The organism is Rhodococcus sp. ENV425 (genome assembly GCF_002887785.1).
GTDB lineage: Bacteria > Actinomycetota > Actinomycetes > Mycobacteriales > Mycobacteriaceae > Rhodococcus > Rhodococcus aetherivorans.
Genome location: NZ_PCZU01000115.1, coordinates 18,595 through 35,932, shown reverse-complemented (window position 1 = coordinate 35,932; position 17,338 = coordinate 18,595). Strand labels below are relative to the sequence as shown.

Annotated in this window: 16 protein-coding genes and 1 pseudogene; 11 read left to right on the top strand and 6 right to left on the bottom strand. The window is 71.8% G+C overall.

Annotation, left to right across the window (positions count from 1 at the left end):
- The coding region (locus CQZ88_RS30710) for a pyridoxal-phosphate dependent enzyme (protein WP_258008521.1) at positions 1-471 on the bottom strand (471 nt) is incomplete at its 3' end.
- A 121-nt stretch (positions 472-592) separates the two neighbouring features.
- On the opposite strand from CQZ88_RS30710, the gene CQZ88_RS08960 reads away from it, so the two are divergent.
- The 3 genes from CQZ88_RS08960 to CQZ88_RS08950 all read left to right on the top strand — a co-directional run bounded on the left by CQZ88_RS08960 (position 593) and on the right by CQZ88_RS08950 (position 4,206).
- Positions 593-1,165, top strand: a complete 573-nt coding sequence (locus CQZ88_RS08960) for a TetR/AcrR family transcriptional regulator (RefSeq protein WP_102799621.1) — start codon at positions 593-595, stop codon at positions 1,163-1,165.
- Positions 1,162-2,202, top strand: coding sequence for an SDR family oxidoreductase (locus CQZ88_RS08955; RefSeq protein WP_102799620.1), 1,041 nt, complete (start codon positions 1,162-1,164; stop codon positions 2,200-2,202). The genes CQZ88_RS08960 and CQZ88_RS08955 overlap by 4 nt, the downstream gene beginning before the upstream one ends.
- Before the next feature lie 69 nt (positions 2,203-2,271).
- On the top strand, positions 2,272-4,206 hold the full coding sequence (locus tag CQZ88_RS08950; protein ID WP_081636982.1) for a DEAD/DEAH box helicase: 1,935 nt from the start codon (positions 2,272-2,274) through the stop codon (positions 4,204-4,206).
- 46 nt (positions 4,207-4,252) lie between these two features.
- Here the strand turns inward: CQZ88_RS08950 and CQZ88_RS08945 are convergent, their stop codons facing one another.
- From CQZ88_RS08945 to CQZ88_RS08935, 3 genes are all read right to left on the bottom strand, one after another.
- Positions 4,253-5,056 carry a DUF1206 domain-containing protein gene (locus CQZ88_RS08945; RefSeq protein ID WP_006938668.1) on the bottom strand — a complete coding sequence of 268 codons (804 nt, stop codon included), beginning with the start codon at positions 5,054-5,056 and terminating at the stop codon, positions 4,253-4,255.
- A gap of 108 nt (positions 5,057-5,164) precedes the next feature.
- A complete protein-coding gene (locus CQZ88_RS08940; RefSeq protein WP_102799619.1) occupies positions 5,165-5,680 on the bottom strand; it encodes a DUF664 domain-containing protein in 516 nt (171 codons plus the stop codon).
- Positions 5,677-7,578: an ABC transporter ATP-binding protein gene (locus CQZ88_RS08935; protein WP_006938666.1), complete on the bottom strand. Its 1,902-nt coding sequence runs from the start codon at positions 7,576-7,578 to the stop codon at positions 5,677-5,679. The genes CQZ88_RS08940 and CQZ88_RS08935 overlap by 4 nt, the downstream gene beginning before the upstream one ends.
- 193 nt (positions 7,579-7,771) lie before the next feature.
- Between CQZ88_RS08935 and CQZ88_RS08930 the strand changes: the two genes are divergently transcribed.
- Positions 7,772-8,233 (top strand): PPOX class F420-dependent oxidoreductase, encoded by a 462-nt coding sequence (locus CQZ88_RS08930; protein WP_006938665.1) that lies wholly within the window; start codon positions 7,772-7,774, stop codon positions 8,231-8,233.
- Between the two features lie 9 nt (positions 8,234-8,242).
- On the opposite strand, the gene CQZ88_RS08925 is transcribed toward CQZ88_RS08930, so the two are convergent.
- Together CQZ88_RS08925 and CQZ88_RS08920 are read right to left on the bottom strand one after the other, a co-directional pair.
- A complete protein-coding gene (locus CQZ88_RS08925) occupies positions 8,243-8,845 on the bottom strand; it encodes a hypothetical protein (RefSeq protein ID WP_006938664.1) in 603 nt (200 codons plus the stop codon).
- Between the two features lie 47 nt (positions 8,846-8,892).
- Positions 8,893-9,663, bottom strand: coding sequence for a deoxyribonuclease IV (locus CQZ88_RS08920; protein ID WP_065922808.1), 771 nt, complete (start codon positions 9,661-9,663; stop codon positions 8,893-8,895).
- A gap of 138 nt (positions 9,664-9,801) precedes the next feature.
- On the opposite strand from CQZ88_RS08920, the gene CQZ88_RS08915 reads away from it, so the two are divergent.
- The 7 genes and pseudogenes from CQZ88_RS08915 to CQZ88_RS29845 all read left to right on the top strand — a co-directional run.
- Positions 9,802-10,560, top strand: coding sequence for an ABC transporter ATP-binding protein (locus CQZ88_RS08915; RefSeq protein WP_029542537.1), 759 nt, complete (start codon positions 9,802-9,804; stop codon positions 10,558-10,560).
- Positions 10,561-10,572: 12 nt separating this feature from the next.
- Positions 10,573-13,095, top strand: coding sequence for an ABC transporter permease (locus tag CQZ88_RS08910; protein WP_006938647.1), 2,523 nt, complete (start codon positions 10,573-10,575; stop codon positions 13,093-13,095).
- A 227-nt stretch (positions 13,096-13,322) separates the two neighbouring features.
- Positions 13,323-14,906 (top strand): alpha/beta hydrolase, encoded by a 1,584-nt coding sequence (locus CQZ88_RS08905; RefSeq protein ID WP_065922807.1) that lies wholly within the window; start codon positions 13,323-13,325, stop codon positions 14,904-14,906.
- Entirely contained in the window at positions 14,903-15,388 is a 486-nt protein-coding gene (locus CQZ88_RS08900; RefSeq protein ID WP_180986983.1) for an LppA family lipoprotein, read from the top strand. The genes CQZ88_RS08905 and CQZ88_RS08900 overlap by 4 nt, the downstream gene beginning before the upstream one ends.
- A gap of 129 nt (positions 15,389-15,517) precedes the next feature.
- Entirely contained in the window at positions 15,518-15,949 is a 432-nt protein-coding gene (locus CQZ88_RS08895; protein WP_006938641.1) for a helix-turn-helix domain-containing protein, read from the top strand.
- A complete protein-coding gene (locus tag CQZ88_RS08890; protein WP_102799618.1) occupies positions 15,946-16,785 on the top strand; it encodes an alpha/beta fold hydrolase in 840 nt (279 codons plus the stop codon). Before CQZ88_RS08895 ends, CQZ88_RS08890 begins: the two co-directional genes overlap by 4 nt.
- 158 nt (positions 16,786-16,943) lie before the next feature.
- Positions 16,944-17,338, top strand: a pseudogene (locus CQZ88_RS29845) (hypothetical protein); the annotation flags it as partial.

Below are 17,338 nucleotides of genomic sequence, written 5' to 3'. Positions count from 1 at the left end.
CGAGGCGCGCACCTGCCACACCTCGAGATCGATGCCGAACTTGGCGCATGCGAACGACAGCGCGCTGCCCCACTGGCCGGCGCCGGTCTCGGTCGTCAGCTTCTTCACGCCGTCGAGGGAGTTGTAATACGCCTGCGCCAGAGCCGAATTCGTCTTGTGGCTGCCCACCGGGCTCACGCCCTCGTACTTGACGTAGATGCGGGCGGGGGTGCCGAGTGCGCGCTCGAAGGACCGAGCCCGCAGCAGCGGCGTGGTGCGGTAGGTCGCGTACGCCTCCCGGACGGGTTCGGGGATCGCGATGTCGGTCTCGGTGGACAGCTCCTGCTCGATCAGGCCGGCGGCGAACAGCGGTTCGAGGTCGGCGGCCGTGACCGGTTCCCTGGTGCCGGGATGCAGGTGCGGCGGCGGGGCGTCGGGCAGATCTCCCGCGATGTTGTACCAGTGGGTGGGAATGCTGACGAGCTCCGGCACCGGAAGGTCCTTTCGTCTGTCGAGAGTGGAACCGGTTCAGTGTGCCCCCGTCGCACGTGGCCCGTCCGGCGGAGGGCTCGCGGTGTCGACAGAAATATGTAGACCGGTCTATTATTTTGCCGTGACCACCAAGGGAGCACGCACGAAGGCGCGCATGATCGACACCACGCTGGAGCTGATCCAGACCCGCGGCTACCACGGCACCGGCCTCGCCCGCATCACCGACGCCTCCGGTGCGCCCCGGGGCTCGGTGTACTTCCATTTCCCCGGCGGCAAGGACGAGCTCGTCGTGGCGGCGCTGGACCGGGTGGGTGCGGAGTTCACCGGCCTGCTCGAGGCGCTGCTGGCCGAGGGGCGGACCGCCGCCGAGATCGTCGCCGCGGTGTTCGACGACCTCGCCGCCCGGCTCGGGCGATCCGGGTTCGCGGCCGGCTGCGCCGTCGCCTCCGTCGCCGTCGACGCCGCCACCGACAACCCCGTTCTGCAGCAGAGCTGCGCCCGCGTCTACGAGTCGTGGCGGGTGGTCCTCGAGCGGGGGCTCGCCCGCGACGGGATGCCCGATGCCGCCCGGCTCGCCGGGGTGATCGTCAGCCTCGTCGAGGGCGCGACCACCGTCGCCCGTGCCCGGCACGACGTGTCCCCTCTGGTGGACGCCCGTGCCGTCGCGCTCGACCTCCTCGGAGCCGCGCGATGAGCGCCGCGGTGGTCTTCGGCGCGACGGGGTTCATCGGCCGCGGCCTGCTGCGGGAACTGCTCACCGACCCGGACGGCGACGACCTCGTCGTCGCGGCGGTGCGGACCGCGGAGTCGGGGGCGCGGCTGCGCGACCGGCTCGTGTCCGGCGGGGTGCCGCTGGACCGGCTCTCGGTCCAGGTGTTCGATCCGGGCTCCGTCGAGCTCGTCCTGGATCCCGTGGCGGCGGACGTGCGCGACGTCTACAACCTCGCCGCCGCGTTCGCCTTCGGGATGACGGCCCGGGCGGCGCGTGAGGTGAATGTGGTTCTGGCCGAGAAGATCACCCGATTCGCGGCCGCTGCCGGCGCGCGCCGGCTGGTGCACGTCAGCGGATACCGCGTCGCGGCGTACCCGGCCGTGCCGGCGCCGTGGCCGCCCCGGTACCGGCGCCGGATCTACCGGAGGTTCGGCGCGTACGAGGCGTCGAAGATCGAGGCCGACGCGGTGGTGCGTGCACTCGCCGCGGAGCTCGGGGTCCCCCTTACGGTGGTCAACCCCGGAACGGTGATCGGCGACTCCCGGACCGGGGAGGCCGATCAGTACCTGGGTCTCGCGGAGCTGGTCGTGCAGCTCGCCCGCGGGCAGCTGCGCGCCGTGCCCGGCTCGCGGCGCACCGTGCTGCCCGTCGTCACCATCGACCACCTCGCGCGCTTCCTGGCGCTGATGCCGCGGGACCCGGAGACGGCGGGGCGGGCCTACTGGGTCCTCGACGACGCCACGCCGCCGCTGCCCGAGCTGGTCGCGCTGGTCGCCGACGAACTCGGGGTGGCCGCGCCGCGCCTGCGGATACCCGTCGCGGCGCTGTGGGCTCTGCCGGCCCGCCTGACCGGGGCGGAGAAGGAGACCCTGAGTTTTCTCAGCGCCGACACCTATCCGACGGCGCCCGCCACCGCCCTCGCGCGCCGGCACGGGCTCGAGTACCCGCCGGTGCGGCCGGCGCTGCGGCTGTGGGCCCGCCACGTGGCGGCGACGGCACCGGATGCGGCGTCCGGATAGGGTGGTCGGGGACCCTTGTCCGGCGCTGTGGAAGGGTCATGGCCGTCCATCCGATAAACTGCAGGTCAAATGAGTGATACTGTGCAAGACCCCGAAGCCGACACCGCTACCCCCACGTTCGCCGATCTGGACATCGACGCCCGTGTGCTGCAAGCGCTTTCGGATGTGGGCTACGAGACCCCGTCGCCGATCCAGGCGGCCACCATCCCGCCGCTGCTGGAGGGGCGCGACGTCGTCGGTCTCGCGCAGACCGGCACCGGCAAGACCGCCGCGTTCGCGGTGCCGATCCTGTCGCGGATCGACACCGCGGTGAAGCGGCCCCAGGCACTGGTCCTGGCTCCCACCCGTGAGCTCGCCCTGCAGGTCGCGGAGGCTTTCGGTAAGTACTCGGCGCACATCCCGGGTCTGCACGTGCTGCCCATCTACGGTGGCCAGAGCTACGGCGTGCAGCTGTCCGGGCTGCGCCGTGGCGCGCACGTCATCGTGGGCACCCCCGGACGTGTGATCGATCACCTCGCCAAGGGCACCCTCGACATCTCCGAGCTCGAGTTCCTCGTGCTCGACGAGGCCGACGAGATGCTCACCATGGGCTTCCAGGAGGACGTCGAACGGATCCTCGCCGACACCCCGGAGACCAAGCAGGTCGCGCTGTTCTCGGCGACCATGCCGGGCGCGATCCGCCGGCTGTCCAAGCAGTACCTGCACGACCCGGTCGAGATCACGGTCAAGTCGAAGACGACGACGTCGGCGAACATCACCCAGCGCTGGGTGCTCGTGTCGCACCAGCGCAAGCTCGACGCCCTGACCCGGATCCTCGAGGTCGAGCAGTTCGAGGCGATGATCCTCTTCGTCCGTACGAAGCAGGCCACCGAGGACCTCGCGGAGCGGCTGCGAGCCCGCGGTTTCTCGGCCGCCGCGATCAACGGTGACATCGTGCAGGCCCAGCGCGAACGCACCATCGGCCAGCTCAAGAGCGGTGCGCTGGACATCCTCGTCGCGACGGACGTGGCGGCCCGCGGTCTGGACGTCGACCGCATCAGCCACGTCGTGAACTACGACATCCCGCACGACACCGAGTCCTACGTGCACCGCATCGGCCGCACCGGCCGCGCCGGGCGCAGCGGTGACGCCCTGCTGTTCGTCGCCCCCCGCGAGCGGCACCTGCTCAAGGCGATCGAGCGGGCCACCCGGCAGCCGCTCACCGAGATCCAGCTGCCGTCGGTGGAGGATGTCAACGCCCAGCGCGTCGAGAAGTTCAACGATTCGATCACCGAGGCGCTCACGTCGGATCACCTGTCGCTGTTCCGCACGTTCGTCGAGGACTACGAGCGCGAGCACGACGTGCCCCTCGCCGACATCGCGGCGGCGCTGGCCGTGCTCTCCCGCGACGGGGAGTCGTTCCTCATGGAGGCCGAACCCGAGCCCGTGGCGCCGCCGCGGCGGGAACGCGAGCCTCGGGAGCGGCCGCCGCGCCGGTTCGACGACGACGGTGCGTCACGCGTCGGGCGCGACGGGCAGGAAATGGCGACCTACCGCATCGCCGTGGGTAAGCGGCACCGGGTGGTGCCCGGCGCGATCGTCGGCGCCATCGCCAACGAGGGCGGCCTGCGCCGCAGCGACTTCGGGCACATCAGCATCCGCCCGGACCACAGCCTCGTCGAGCTGCCGAAGGACCTGTCGCCGGAGACGCTCGAGGCGTTGCGCGGCACCCGCATCTCCGGGGTGCTCATCCAGCTGCAGCCCGACAGCGGCGCACCGGCGGGTCGGCCGTCGACCTACCGTCAGCGCGACGACCGCGGCGAACGCCGTCAGGGTGAGCGCAAGGAGTACGGCGGCAAGAAGGACTGGGGCGATCGCGGCGGCCGCAACAAGGACTTCGGTGGGCGCGGCGACCGGTTCGGCGACAAGCCGAACCGCGGATTCCGTGAACGCTCCGGCGAGCGCGGGCAGTCCGGTGGACACGGCTCGGGCGGCCACAGCGGCGGCTACCGCGGGCGCGACTGAGCACAGCGGCGGCCACCGCGGGCGCGACTGAGCACAGCGGCGGGGCTCACATCTTCCCGTACCGCGCGAGGACGAAGCAGTACGCGCCGTACGCGGCGATACCGAGGCCGGCCGCGACGAGCAGGATCTGACCGAACGGGGCGGTGCCCAGCGTCTTGAGGGCACCGTCCAGTCCCGTCGCCTTGGACGGATCGGCGGTGAACGTCGCGACGAGGACCAGGACGCCGGCGCCGGCGATCGCCAGGCCCTTCGCGACGTACCCGACGGCGCCGAGCGGCTCGGCGTACCGGGGCAACCGCGCCCGGTGCAGGTCGTCGAGGAACTTCTTCGCCGCGCCCTTGTAGACGTGGTAGGCGCCGATTCCGATGATCACCAGCCCGGCCGCGACGAGCAGGACCTTGCCGCCTCCGGACTGCATCAAGCGGGCACTGAGTCCGGCGTTCTGTTCACCGCTCGACTTGCCGGTGCCCCGCGCGAACTGGAACGCGGCCAGTGCCAGCGCCAGGTACGCCACGGCGACGCCGACGGTCTTGACCCGGTCCAGGGCGGACGGTTTCTCGACGTCCGAACGTTTGCCCACTGCGGCCTCGACCAGACGCCACAGTGCCAGCGCCGTGAGCGTCACGGCCAGGATCCACAGGACGATCCGGCCGCCGGGCTGGGCGGCGAGCTCGCCGAGGGCACCGGACTGATCGGCACTGGCCGGATCGCCGAACGCGACCTGGACGACGATGTAGGCGATCAGCAGGTGCACGACCCCGCTCGCGGCCTGTCCGACCCGCGCCACCTTCTCGAACATCGGGTGCTGGGCAGCGCCCGCAGCTCCCGTGCTGGTCTGTTGTCCGGTCACGCGACGGCCTCCAGGATCTCGCGGCGACGGCGCCGGGGCGCCCCGGCAGTGGTGCCTACGGCGAGCCTATCGCGCCGGCGGGGCGTCGTCCGGGTTCGCCGGCGCCGGCTACCGGACCCTGCCGGCCAGGACGTCGGCGGTGGCGCCGTCGACGGATTCGCGGATGATGTCGGCGTGGCCGGCGTGCCGGGCCCATTCCTCGATCTGATGCAGGACCAGGAACCGCACGGAGAGCGGCACGCCCTGGTCCAGCCATCGGGCGATGTCCGCCGGCAGTTCCACCACCCGGCCCAGGTCCGGGTCCGCCCGCAGCACGTCGGCGAAGCGGGCCGCGACTGTGTCGAGCCGGGCGAGCTGATCCGCGACGGTCTCGTCGTCGCGCAGCGCCCACCCGGCCGTCCACGCCGCCACCGGGTCCGGCTCGCGGCTCTGCGTCCCGGCGATGCGGTCGGCGGCGGCGACCTCGCCGTCGATCACATGGTTCAACAGCGACGCCAGGCTCATCGCGGAGGCGCTGGGCACGCTGCGCGCCTGGTCCTCGGTCAGGCCGGACAGTGCGTTGCGGAACGCGGCGCGCTGATTGTCGAGAAGCAGGAGCAGCAGATCGGTCTCGTTCGTCGTCATGCGCCCAGTGTGGGAGCCATTGCGGACACCCGCGGTCCTGAATCGGCGAACTGGGTGCGGTACAACTCGCCGTAACGCCCGCCGGCGGCGAGCAGCTCGGAATGGGTGCCGCGCTCGACGATGCGTCCGGCCTCGACCACGAGAATCAGATCCGCCGCGCGGACCGTGGACAACCTGTGTGCGATCACCACGGAGGTCCGTCCGGCCAGCGCCTCCGTGAGCGCCTCCTGCACGGCAGCCTCCGACGTCGAGTCCAGGTGCGCGGTGGCCTCGTCGAGGATGACCACCCGCGGGTGGGCGAGCAGCAGCCGCGCAATGGTCAGCCGCTGGCGCTCACCGCCGGAGAGCCGGTACCCGCGCTCGCCGACGACGGTGTCCAGGCCGTCGGGCAGGGAGCGGATCAGGTCGGTGAGCCGGGCCCGGCCCAGCACCTCCCACAGCTCGTCCTCGGTTGCCTCCGGGCGGGCCAGGAGCAGATTCGCCCGCACGCTCTCGTGGAACAGGTGCCCGTCCTGGGTGACCATGCCGACGGTCCCGCGGATCGACGCGGTGGTGAGCCGGCGCACGTCGACCCCGCCGAGCAGCACGGATCCGGAGTCGGTGTCGTAGAGCCGCGGCACCAGTTGCGCGATCGTGGACTTGCCGGCGCCGGAGGAGCCCACCAGGGCCACCATCTGCCCGGGCTCGGCCCGGAAGCTCACGTCGTGCAGGACCGGTGCGCCGCCGCGGGTGTCGAGCGTGGCCACCTCCTCCAGCGACGCCAGCGAGACCTTGTCGGCGGCGGGGTATGCGAAATCCACGTGCCGGAACTCGACGGCGACCGGGCCGTCGGGGACGGGGCGGGCGTCGGGGGCCTCCTCGATCAGCGGCCGCAGGTCGAGCACCTCGAAGACCCGCTCGAAGCTCACCATCGCGCTCATCACGTCGACGCGGGCGCTCGCGAGTGCCGTCAGCGGCGAGTACAGGCGCGTCAGCAGCATCGCCATCGCCACGACGGCACCCGGCTCGAGCTGGCCGCGCAGCGCGTAGAAGCCGCCGAGGCCGTAGACGAGGGCCAGCGCGAGGGCGGACACGAGGGTCAGGGCTGTGACGAACACCGACTGCAGCATCGCCGTCTTCACCCCGATGTCGCGCACCCGGCGGGCGCGGACGGCGAACTCCGACGACTCCTGCGACGGCCGGCCGAACAGCTTCACCAGCGTCGCGCCGGGCGCGGAGAATCGCTCCGTCATCTGGGTGCTCATCACCGAATTGTGGTTGGCCGCTTCACGATTCAGGCGCGCCAGCCGCACGCCCATGTGCCGGGCGGGCACCACGAAGATCGGCAGCAGTAACAGCGCGAGCAACGTGATCTGCCAGGAGATCCCGATCATCACCACGAGCGTGATCGCGAGGGTGACGAGGTTGCCGACCACGCCGGACAGGGTGTCACTGAACGCCCGTTGGGCGCCGATGACGTCGCTGTTGAGCCGGCTGACAAGGGCGCCGGTGCGGGTGCGGGTGAAGAACGCGATGGGCATGCGCTGCACGTGGTCGAACACGGTGGTGCGCAGGTCGAGGATGAGGTCCTCGCCGATGCTCGCGGACAGCCAGCGGTTCAGGATGCCGAGCCCGGCCTCGACGACGGCGATGGCGGCGATCAGCACCGCCAGCCACGTGATCACCGAGAGGTCGGCGCGGTCGACGATGGCGTCGATCACCCGGCCGGCGAGGACCGGGGTGGCCACGCCGAGTGCGGCGATCACCACGCTCAGCAGCAGGTACATGCCGATGTTGCGGCGGTGGGGGCGGGCGAACTCGGCGATCCGGCGCAGGCTGGCGCGCGAGAACGGACGCCGGTCGCTCTGCGCGTGCATCGCGTTGTACATCGCGTTCCACGCGGTCACTTCCATGCTCATGCGGGAGCCTCCTGAAGTCGGTCGCCCGACCGTAGAACCTCGAGTGGACTCGAGGTCAAGCGTAGGTGCGCGGACTGCTGCGGGCTCGCGAGGCCGGCACCGAGTCTGCCCGTTCGTGTAGAACCCGCCACCGGATTCTGCACGTGACCTCCGACAGGGCCCGTCGTCACGGCCGCGCACGTAGGGTCGGAGCATGGCACCGAAGATCGCAACGGCGGACCGCGTGGACCGCGACCGGCTGCTCGAATTCGTCCGCCCGCGCCACCGCGGCACCCTGGTCACCACCCGGTCCGACGGCCGGCTGCAGATGTCCCCGGTCACGTGCGGGCTGGACGACGCCGGCCGCATCGTGATCGCGACCTACCCGGAACGCGCCAAGGTCGTCAACATCCGCCGCCGCCCGGCCGTGTCGATCCTGATCCACTCCGACGACTGGAACGGGCCCTACGTCCAGGTCGACGGCACCGCCGAGGTGATCGACCTGCCGGACTCGGTCGAGCCCCTCGTCGAGTACTTCCGCGCCGTCGCCGGGGAGCACCCCGACTGGGACGAGTACCGGGAGGCGATGCGCACGCAGGGCAAGTCGCTGATCCGCATCACCGTCGAGGACTGGGGTCCGGTCGCGACGGGCGGTTTCCCGCCCGGCCGGGCCTGAGCCGCCCGATCAGCGAGCGACGTCGACGACCAGCCGCGTCGGGTTCGTCAGCGCGTACACGGCGAACGGCGTGTTCGGCTCCGCGACGCCGACGAACGACTGGGTCACGCCCTCGAAGACGCCGGAGCCGTTGACCTCGACGACCGAGCCGCCCGGCTGCGCGAGCACCGGGTTGGGGCCGGAGTACGGTTCGACCCCGCTGTCGAACGGATACGCGGACCCGTCGATGAGCACCTGCAGGATCGCGCCGCCGGCGACGGCCACGTCGTTGCCGCTGCCGTCCTGCACCGCCCGGTCGACGTATCCGACGCGCCACCCCGGGGTGCCGGTGCCGCCCATCTCGTACACGACCCGGTCGAAGTTCTCGTGCCGGCCGGTGCGGATGTCGGTGACGGTCAGCTTCGCGCCGGCCGAGGCGGGCGACGTCTTGTCCGATGCGTCGGTCGGCGCGGGCTCGGGGGTCGGCGACGAGTCGGCGGACCCCGACCCCGACGAGATCGTGGAGGTGGCGGTGCTCGCCGACGCGGACGGTGCCGGGCTGTCGGCGTCCGAGCAGCCCGCAAGTACCAGCGCGGCGGCGGTGACGGCGAAGGCGATCCGGGCGTGCTTCATGAGCAAGATGTTACGGCTGTGACGGCCCGGTCTCCGGGAGGCGTGCCTCACCCGAGCAGTTCGCGCAGGTAGGCGACATCCTCGGCGATCCCCTCCGCCGGGGTCTCGAGGACGATCGGCGCGTCCGCGGCCCGGCACACCGCCACCAGCAGGCCGGGGTCGATCGTGCCGGCGGCGATGTTGGCGTGCCGGTCCCGGCCGGAGCCGAAGCCGTCGCGGGAATTGTTCAGGTGCACCAGATCGATCCGGCCGGTCGCGGCCCGTACCCGCTCGACGACGTCGACGAGGTCCTCGCCGCCCGCCCACGCGTGGCAGGTGTCGAGGCATAAGCCCACGTCGTAGTCGCCGACGGCATCCCACAACCGCGCGATCGCATCCACGTGCCGGGCCATCGCGAACTCGCCCCCGGCGGTGTTCTCGATCAGGACGGGCACCGCGAACCCGCCCTTGTCCTCCTGTCGCTCGAACAGCTTGCGCCAGTTCTCCACGCCCGCGGCGACCTCCTCGCCGGACCGGACGTGGCCGCCGTGCACCACCAGGCCGAAGGCGCCGATCCGGGCGGCCGCCTCGGCGTGCTCGGCCACGGCCTTGCGCGACGGCATCCGCAGCCGGTTGTTCGTGCTGGCCACGTTGATCACGTAGGGGGAGTGCACCACCACCGCGACGTCGGAATCGCGGATCTGTTCCTCCCGGGGGTGCGGGCCCGGCTTCGTCCACTGCTGGGGATCGCCGAGGAACAGTTGCACCAGGTCTGCGCCGACGCGTTCGCCGCAGCCGATCGGATCGTCGTCCTGCCGGACGTGTGCTCCTATCCGCATGGTCTCGACGGTAGCGCCCGGCGGCGACGCAGGAGAACCTCACCGGGACGTCACCGGGCGCACCCTGAGAACCGTCCGGCGCGGAATCCGGGACGTCCCCGATGGTGCCCTGTCGGAAAAGTCAGGAAGATGGTGGGCATGCCAGCCCACACCGCCACTGCCGCGCGCGCAATCGACCTGAGAAAGATCTACGGAACCGGTGAGACCGCCGTCCACGCCCTCGACGGGGTGAACGCGGAGTTCGCGGCGGGGGAGTTCACCGCCATCATGGGTCCCTCGGGTTCGGGGAAGTCGACGCTGATGCACTGCCTCGCCGGCCTCGACACCGCCACGTCCGGTTCGGTGGTCCTCGGCGACACGGACCTGACCGACCTGTCGGACAAACAGATGACGCAGCTGCGGCGCGACCGCATCGGCTTCGTCTTCCAGGCGTTCAACCTGGTGCCCACGCTCACTGCACTCGAGAACATCACGCTGCCCGTCGACATCGCCGGCCGCAAGGTCGACCGCGAATGGCTGGACACCGTCGTGAACCGCCTGGGACTCGGCGACCGGCTCGACCACCGGCCCGGGGAGTTGTCCGGCGGTCAGCAGCAGCGCGTGGCGTGCGCCCGCGCGCTCGCCGGCCGGCCCGAGATCATCTTCGGCGACGAGCCCACCGGCAACCTCGATTCCCGTTCCTCGGGCGAGGTGATGTCGATCCTGCGGGCCGCGGTCGACGAGTTCGGGCAGACGGTCGTGATCGTCACCCACGATCCGCGTGCGGCCAGCTACGCGGATCGGGTGGTGTTCCTCGCGGACGGGCGCATCGTCGACGAGATGCGCGACCCGACCGCCGACTCGGTCCTCGACCGGATGAAGCAGTTCGACGCCGTCGCCGTTCCCACGGCGAAGTAGGGCGAGCCGATCATGAGCGCGAATCCCATCCGCAGGGTTGCCCTGCGCAATCTCGCCGCCCACAAGGTGCGGCTGCTGCTGACCGTCCTGTCCGTGGTGCTCGGCACCGCGTTCGTCACCGGCTCCTTCGTCTTCACCGACACCCTGCAGCGCACATTCGACAGCATCTTCGCCGACGCCGCCAAGGGCGTCGACGTCCGCGTCAGCAGCGAACAGCAGGGCGCGAGCGGCGTCCCCGACTCCGACGTCGCCGTCGTCGCCGCGGTCCCCGGCGTGCGGACCGTGGTGCCGGCGTTCGGTGGGCCGGTCATCGTCCTCGACTCCGAGGGCGCGGCCATCCAGACCGGCGGCGCCCCCAGCGAGGGCACCGCCTACCTGCCCCCCGACCAGCAGCTCGGCGACCCCAACGAGTTCGTCGCCGGACAACCGCCCGCCGTCGACGGCGAGATCGCGCTCAACTCGAGCGCCGCCGAGCGTGCCGGACTGTCCGTCGGGGACCCGACGAAGATCCTCGCCGCCTCGGCCGGGATCGTCCCGGTCACGGTCAGCGGCATCTACGACGTCGAGACCGACACCGGCGGCTACGTCGGGGCGATGTTCACCGAGAACCAGGCCCGCACCCTGTTCACCGACGGCACGCACGTGCAGTACATCGACGTCGCCGGCGACGGTGTGCCCGCGGACGAGCTGCGGGACCGCATCGCCGCCGCCGTGCCCGGCCAGAAGGTCCAGACGGGCGCCGAGGTCAGCGAGGAGATCAAGACCGAGATCGAGGAGGCGCTGAGCTTCCTGAACTACTTCCTGCTCGCGTTCGGCGCGATCGCGCTGCTGGTGGGCACCTTCATCATCTACAACACCTTCTCGATGATCGTGGCGCAGCGACTGCGGGAGCTCGCGTTGCTGCGGGCGATCGGGGCGAGCCGCAGCCAGGTGGGCCGGTCGGTGAACCTCGAGGCACTGGTCGTCGGGATCGTGGGCAGTGCCCTCGGCATCGCCGGCGGCGTGGCCCTGGCCTACGGGCTGCGCTCCGCGCTCAACGCGTTCGACGTCGGCCTGCCCTCGGGCCCGCTGCAGCTCGCGCCGCGGACCGTGCTCGTGGCCCTGCTCATCGGCGTCGTCGTCACCGTGGTCAGCGCCTACGCGCCGGCCCGCCGCGCGAGCAAGGTCCCGCCGGTCGCGGCCATGCGGGAGGAGTCCACCGCGACCGTCGAGTCGCTGCGGCTGCGGACCGTCATCGGAGCCGTCGCCGCCGTGGCCGGTGCCGTCACCGTCGTCGTCGGCGCCCAGGGCACCGGCGGTGGCGCGGCCTCCACCGTCGGCGTCGGGGCCTTCGCCCTGATCATCGCGGTCCTGCTCGCGGCGCCCGCGCTGTCGCGGCCCTTCGTCGCGGGGCTCGGCGCGGTCTTCGCCCGCCCGTTCGGGGCCGTGGGCCGGCTCGCCCGCACCAACGCGGTGCGCAACCCCCGCCGTACCGCCGCCACCGCCTTCGCGCTCACGCTGGGTCTGATGCTGGTGTCGGTGATCGGGGTGTTCGGCGCGTCCGCCAAGGAGAGCGTCAACTCGCTCGTCGACACCGGCGTCAAGTCCGACTTCATGCTCACCGGACCGCAGATGATCGGGGTGCCCGTGGGGGCCGCCGCCGCGGCGGCGCGGGCCGAGGGCGTGGAGGAGACCATCGCGATGCACGGCGTCCCGGCGCGCATCGGCGACGAGGACACGTTCGGCGTCGCGCTGTCCGGCCCCCTCGGCGACGTGCTCGAGGTCGACGTCACCGAGGGCCGGGAGGACGTCGCCGGCACCGACCTGCTGGTGTCGCAGACCACGGCGGGCGAGAAGGGTTGGAAGGTCGGCGACGCGGTCACCCTCACCAGCCGCGACGGCGAGGACGTCGGCACGACGGTGAGCGGCATCTTCGCCGACAACCAGTTGCTCGGCTCGTGGGTCGTCTCCGAGGAGGTCTACCAGCAGTTCACCCCGCCTGCGTCGCGCTCGGACTTCGTGGTGTTCGTGAACACCGCGGCCGGCAGCGATCCGGAGACGATCCGCACGGCGCTCGAGGACGCCACCAAGCAGTTCGTCGTGGTCCAGGTGCTCGATCGGGAGCAGTTCAAGGGCCAGCAGGCCGCCCAGATCGACACGCTGCTCGCCGTGCTCTACGGGCTCCTGGCGCTGGCGGTGGTCATCGCGGTCCTGGGCATCGTCAACACCCTCGCCCTGTCGGTGGTGGAGCGGCGCCGGGAGATCGGCATGCTCCGCGCGGTCGGCATGCAGCGGGTCCAGGTCCGCCGCACGATCTACATCGAGTCGATGCTCATCGCGGTGTTCGGCGCGGTCGTCGGTCTGGTGCTGGGCCTGGCGTTCGGCTGGGGCTTCGTCCGGACGCTGGCCGACCAGGGCCTCGACAAGATCGCCGTCCCGTGGGGGCAGGTGATCGCCATGCTCGTCGGTTCCGGCGTGGTCGGTGTGCTCGCCGCCCTGTGGCCCGGCGTCCGTGCCGCACGCACGCCGCCGCTCGAGGCGATCTCCGACATCTGACGCGACGGGACCCCCGCCCGTCTCCCTCCGCCCCCGGTGCCCCGCGCGCCGGGGGCGGAACTCGTGCTGCCGCAGGCGCGACCCGGCCGCGGTGACCGGGACCCTCGTCTCCGGACGTGAGTTGTCCACAACCGGCCCGTTCTTCCACAGTTTCACGCCGGCGGCAGTGCGCCCCGCCGCGGCAGGCGCGCAGCGGATTACGCTGCTGCGCCGAGGGGGTGGATCGAATGGATCTTCGGCAGTTGCAGCGGTGGGACCCGGATGCGCTGGACGGTCTCGGCGCGGTGCTGGACCGGCATGCGGGGGAACTCGAGCGGATCGGCGCGCAGATCACCGCGTCGGGACGGTTCGACGGACAGTGGTCGGGGCTCGCGCACGCGGCCGCCGAGCAGCGGCTCGATGACGTCACCGGCGGGATCGTGCGACGGTCCGACGCGTATCGGGAGGTGAGCCGCTGCGCGGCGTGGTGCGCGCCGCGGCTGCGGGCACTGCGCGCGGAACTCGACGACGCGACCCGCTGGGCGCGGGACCGGGCGTTGACCGTGCGGGACGACGGAACCGTCGCGGGCGGACCGGGTACCGACCCGGAGCGGCACGAGGCACAGGCCCGCATCCGTGCGGTCCTCGACCGGGCCGAGACGCTGGATCGGCGGGCCGCAGCCGACCTCGGCCGGGTGCCGGACCAAAGCCCTTCGCGTCCGCTCGGTTTCGGGGGCGTGCGCGCTGCGCCCGCGTCCACCCCGGCGGTGCCGGCGCCCGGGACGGCGGCGGCCCAGGTGGCCGCGTGGTGGGCCGGACTCGACCACGGCGAGCGCACGAAGGTCGTCACCCTGGCACCCGAGCTGATCGGCAACCTCGACGGCGTGCCGGCCGCGGTCCGCGACCTGGCCAACCGCGCGCAACTGGCGGGGGAACGGCGCCGGCTCGAGGAGGTCGCCGCCCGATTGCAGGCCCAGCTCGACGCCGATCCGCTCGGCGGACTGGCGAGCAACGCCGACGCCGGACTCGCCCAGACCCGCAACAAGATCGCCGCGCTCGACGCCATCGAGACGACGCTGGCCCGCGAGGACCGGCGGCTGCTGGGCCTCGATCTGTCGGGCCGGGAAGCGATGGCCGCGGTGGCGGTCGGGGACGTCGACACCGCCGACCACGTCACCGTGTTCACCCCCGGCGCCGGCTCCACGGTGCAGGGCAACCTCGCCGGGTACGACACCCGGATGGCGGCGCTGCGGGAGGAGGCCATGCGCCACCTGCAGGAGGCCGGCCGTGCCGCCGAGTCGGTCGCCGCCGTGACGTGGCTGAACTACCAGGTGCCGCAATGGGGCTGGGGCCTCGCCCGCACCGAGCTGAGCCCGGTGTCGGACCTCGCGGCGGTTCGTGCCGCCCCGCGGCTCGCCGGCTTTCTCGACGGTCTGTACGCCGAGCGGGACCCGCACGTCACCGCCGTCGGTCACTCCTACGGTGCGCTCGCCACCGGCCTGGCGCTGCAGCAGGGTGTCGGGGTGGACGCCGCCGTGTTCCTCGGCGCCCCGGGAATCGGCACCGACGACGTCGCCGAACTCGGTGTGCCGCCGGGCGCGACGTACCTCGTGGAGGCCGACCGCGACCCGGTCGGTGACGTCGGCACGTTCGACGGCGATCCGAGTTTCCTCGACGGCGTGACCCACCTGTCGAGCGACGCCGGGGCGGACGCTTCCGGCCGGCCGCGGCTCGGCTCGACCGGGCACAGCGAGTACCTGAGCGACGGAACGATGAGCCTGTACAACGTCGCCGCGGTCGTCGGCGGCCTCCCGGATCGAGTGGTGCGATGAAGGTTCTGCGCGTCGGTGTGCCGGTGCTGGCCCTGTCGCTCGCGGGGTGCGCGGGCGGGCCGGTCCCCGTCGCCGTGCCCGAGCCGGTGGCGGCGGACCGCGCCGGTGCCGTCGAGTACTACACCCGGGTCCAGCGCGACGCGATGGCCGCCCTGTCGGACGCTTTCCCGGAGATGCAGTTCCGGCAATCGGACCCGGCCACGACGGCCTACTGCGAGATGCCCGGCGGATCGGCGGGCACCACGGTGTTCCTCCCGATCCACCTCTCCGATCGGCCGGTGCCGCCGGGGCAGCTGGAGCGGGCGGCGCGGGTGTTCGAGGAATCGTTGGCGGGCACCGGTTTCCGCGGTGCCCGGTCGCTGCCGGTCGAGACCGGGCTCCAGATCCGGATGTTCGCCGCGGACGGTTCCTCCATCTCGTTCGGCAGCTATCTCGCCGCGACGGTGGGGCTGACGGTGGGGTGCTACCCGGACCGGCCGTAGTGAACTCCCCGTGCCCGCCGGTGTGCGACGAGGGCAGAAAGGGCCGGGAGGCGAGGAGCGAGGGAGGTTCCTCATACGCACTTGAATATCCCTATTGCACGGATAGGGAGGGAAGTTTAGGGTATTTATGTGAGTGAACGTCTCTATTCGGTGGACGAGGTGGCCGAAAGCCTGGGTCTGCACGTGCGCACCATCCGCAACTACGTGCGCTCCGGGCGGCTCCCCGCGGTCCGCATCGGCAAGCAGTACCGCATCGCGCAGCAGGACCTCGAGGCCTTCACCGGCCGCCCGATGCCGCCGTCGTCGCGCGAGTCGGCCGGACGCCGGCGGCACACCGACGTGTCGAGCATCGTGGAGATCGACGCGGTCGGCGCCGAGACGGCCCACCGCCTGACCACTCTCGTGACGAGCGCGGCGGGCAACCGCCGTTCGGGCGACGAGCCGCTGCGGATCGAGACGGTGTACGACGAGAGGAGGGCGAGGATGAAGATCGTCATCCTCGGCGGGCTGGCCGACACCGCCCGGCTGTTCGACTACATCGACGGGGTGCTCGAGTCATGACCACGATCTACACGTCCGAGGCCAGCGCCCGCGAGGTCCGGCGGCGCTATCGTGATGCCCTGCGGGACTGGCCGATTCCGGCCGAGCATGTGCGGGTACCCACCCGCCAGGGTGAGACCTTCGTGCTCGTCTCCGGTCCGGACGACGCGCCGCCCGTGCTGCTGCTGCACGGCTCGGGAGCGAACGCGACGATGTGGCGTGACGACATCGCCTCCTGGGCGCGGCATTTCCGAACCTACGCCGTCGACCTCGTCGGTGAACCGGGGGAGAGCGCGCCGTCCCGGCCGCCCCTGGCCTCCGACGCGTACGCGCTGTGGCTCGATGACGTGCGCGAAGGTCTGGGGGTCACGAGCGCTGCGATCGTCGGCGTGTCCCTCGGCGGCTGGATGGCGGTGGACTACGCCACCCGGCGCCCGGAACGGGTGACGCGGCTGGTCCTGCTGTGCCCCGGTGGCCTGGGCCGGCAGCGGATGGGCTGGCTGGTCAAGGCGATGTTCCTGCGTCTTTTCGGGCGCCGGGGGGCACTCCGTTCGGCGGCCGTCGTCACCGGCCTGGACACTCCCGAGACGCGTCCGGTCCTCGACGAGGTGGTGCTGACGTTCGCCCACTTCAAGCCGCGTACGGAGCGGTTGCCCGTGTTCTCCGACGACGCGCTGCGGCGGCTGACCATGCCCGCGCTCGTGATCGTCGGTGGCCGCGACGTCCTGTTCGACTCCGAGGGCACCGCCGACCGCGTGCACCGGTGCCTCCCGCACGCGACCGTCGAGGTGCTACCCGAGGCCGGGCACGCGATCCTCGGCCGGACGGAATCCGTCCTCGAATTCCTGCGCGACTGACCCGTCGCGCGGCAACCCGCTTCGGTCGAGGCGAATCCGCCAGGAAGAAGCGTCATGTCCCCGAACCTGCCTCACGAGACGGGCCGACCCGCGGACCGCCGCAGGATCGACGGTCGAATCGCGACTACCAGGGAGTTCCGGCTGGGATAGTGGTGGTTGTGAGCGACCATGCCCGGTCCGGACGCGTGGCGGAGTTGACGATTGCGTTGTCGTTGGCGACGGATCTGGGCACGGGGCAACCGATGGAGCACGGGTTGCGTACGTGCTGGCTGTCACTGGCCGCGTCGGAGGCACTCGGGCTGGCCGCGCCGGCGCGGTCCTGCGTGTACTACGTTGCGCTGCTTCGGTTTCTGGGATGCACGTCGGATGCGTCGGAGACCGCGGTACTGGCCGGCGGCGACGACATCGCATTCGACGCGACGATGGCGCCGATGCTGATGGCCGAGCCCGGTGAAGGTGTGCGCTATTTCGTCCGCCATCTGGCGCACGATCTCCCGTCGCACCGCCGCGTGGGGCGGATTGTGCGGGCACTGAGCGACCCGGACATGAATCG

What these genes read in the sequence shown, in the direction of transcription:
- CQZ88_RS08915 (WP_029542537.1), top strand. Translation starts at nt 9,802, where the DNA reads ATGCCAGCCCACACCGCCACTGCCGCGCGCGCAATCGACCTGAGAAAG.
- CQZ88_RS08900 (WP_180986983.1), top strand. Translation starts at nt 14,903, where the DNA reads ATGAAGGTTCTGCGCGTCGGTGTGCCGGTGCTGGCCCTGTCGCTCGCG.
- CQZ88_RS08935 (WP_006938666.1), bottom strand. Translation starts at nt 7,578, where the DNA reads ATGAGCATGGAAGTGACCGCGTGGAACGCGATGTACAACGCGATGCAC.
- CQZ88_RS08955 (WP_102799620.1), top strand. Translation starts at nt 1,162, where the DNA reads ATGAGCGCCGCGGTGGTCTTCGGCGCGACGGGGTTCATCGGCCGCGGC.
- CQZ88_RS08905 (WP_065922807.1), top strand. Translation starts at nt 13,323, where the DNA reads ATGGATCTTCGGCAGTTGCAGCGGTGGGACCCGGATGCGCTGGACGGT.
- CQZ88_RS08920 (WP_065922808.1), bottom strand. Translation starts at nt 9,663, where the DNA reads ATGCGGATAGGAGCACACGTCCGGCAGGACGACGATCCGATCGGCTGC.
- CQZ88_RS08940 (WP_102799619.1), bottom strand. Translation starts at nt 5,680, where the DNA reads ATGACGACGAACGAGACCGATCTGCTGCTCCTGCTTCTCGACAATCAG.
- CQZ88_RS08910 (WP_006938647.1), top strand. Translation starts at nt 10,573, where the DNA reads ATGAGCGCGAATCCCATCCGCAGGGTTGCCCTGCGCAATCTCGCCGCC.
- CQZ88_RS08925 (WP_006938664.1), bottom strand. Translation starts at nt 8,845, where the DNA reads ATGAAGCACGCCCGGATCGCCTTCGCCGTCACCGCCGCCGCGCTGGTA.
- CQZ88_RS08930 (WP_006938665.1), top strand. Translation starts at nt 7,772, where the DNA reads ATGGCACCGAAGATCGCAACGGCGGACCGCGTGGACCGCGACCGGCTG.
- CQZ88_RS08950 (WP_081636982.1), top strand. Translation starts at nt 2,272, where the DNA reads ATGAGTGATACTGTGCAAGACCCCGAAGCCGACACCGCTACCCCCACG.
- CQZ88_RS08890 (WP_102799618.1), top strand. Translation starts at nt 15,946, where the DNA reads ATGACCACGATCTACACGTCCGAGGCCAGCGCCCGCGAGGTCCGGCGG.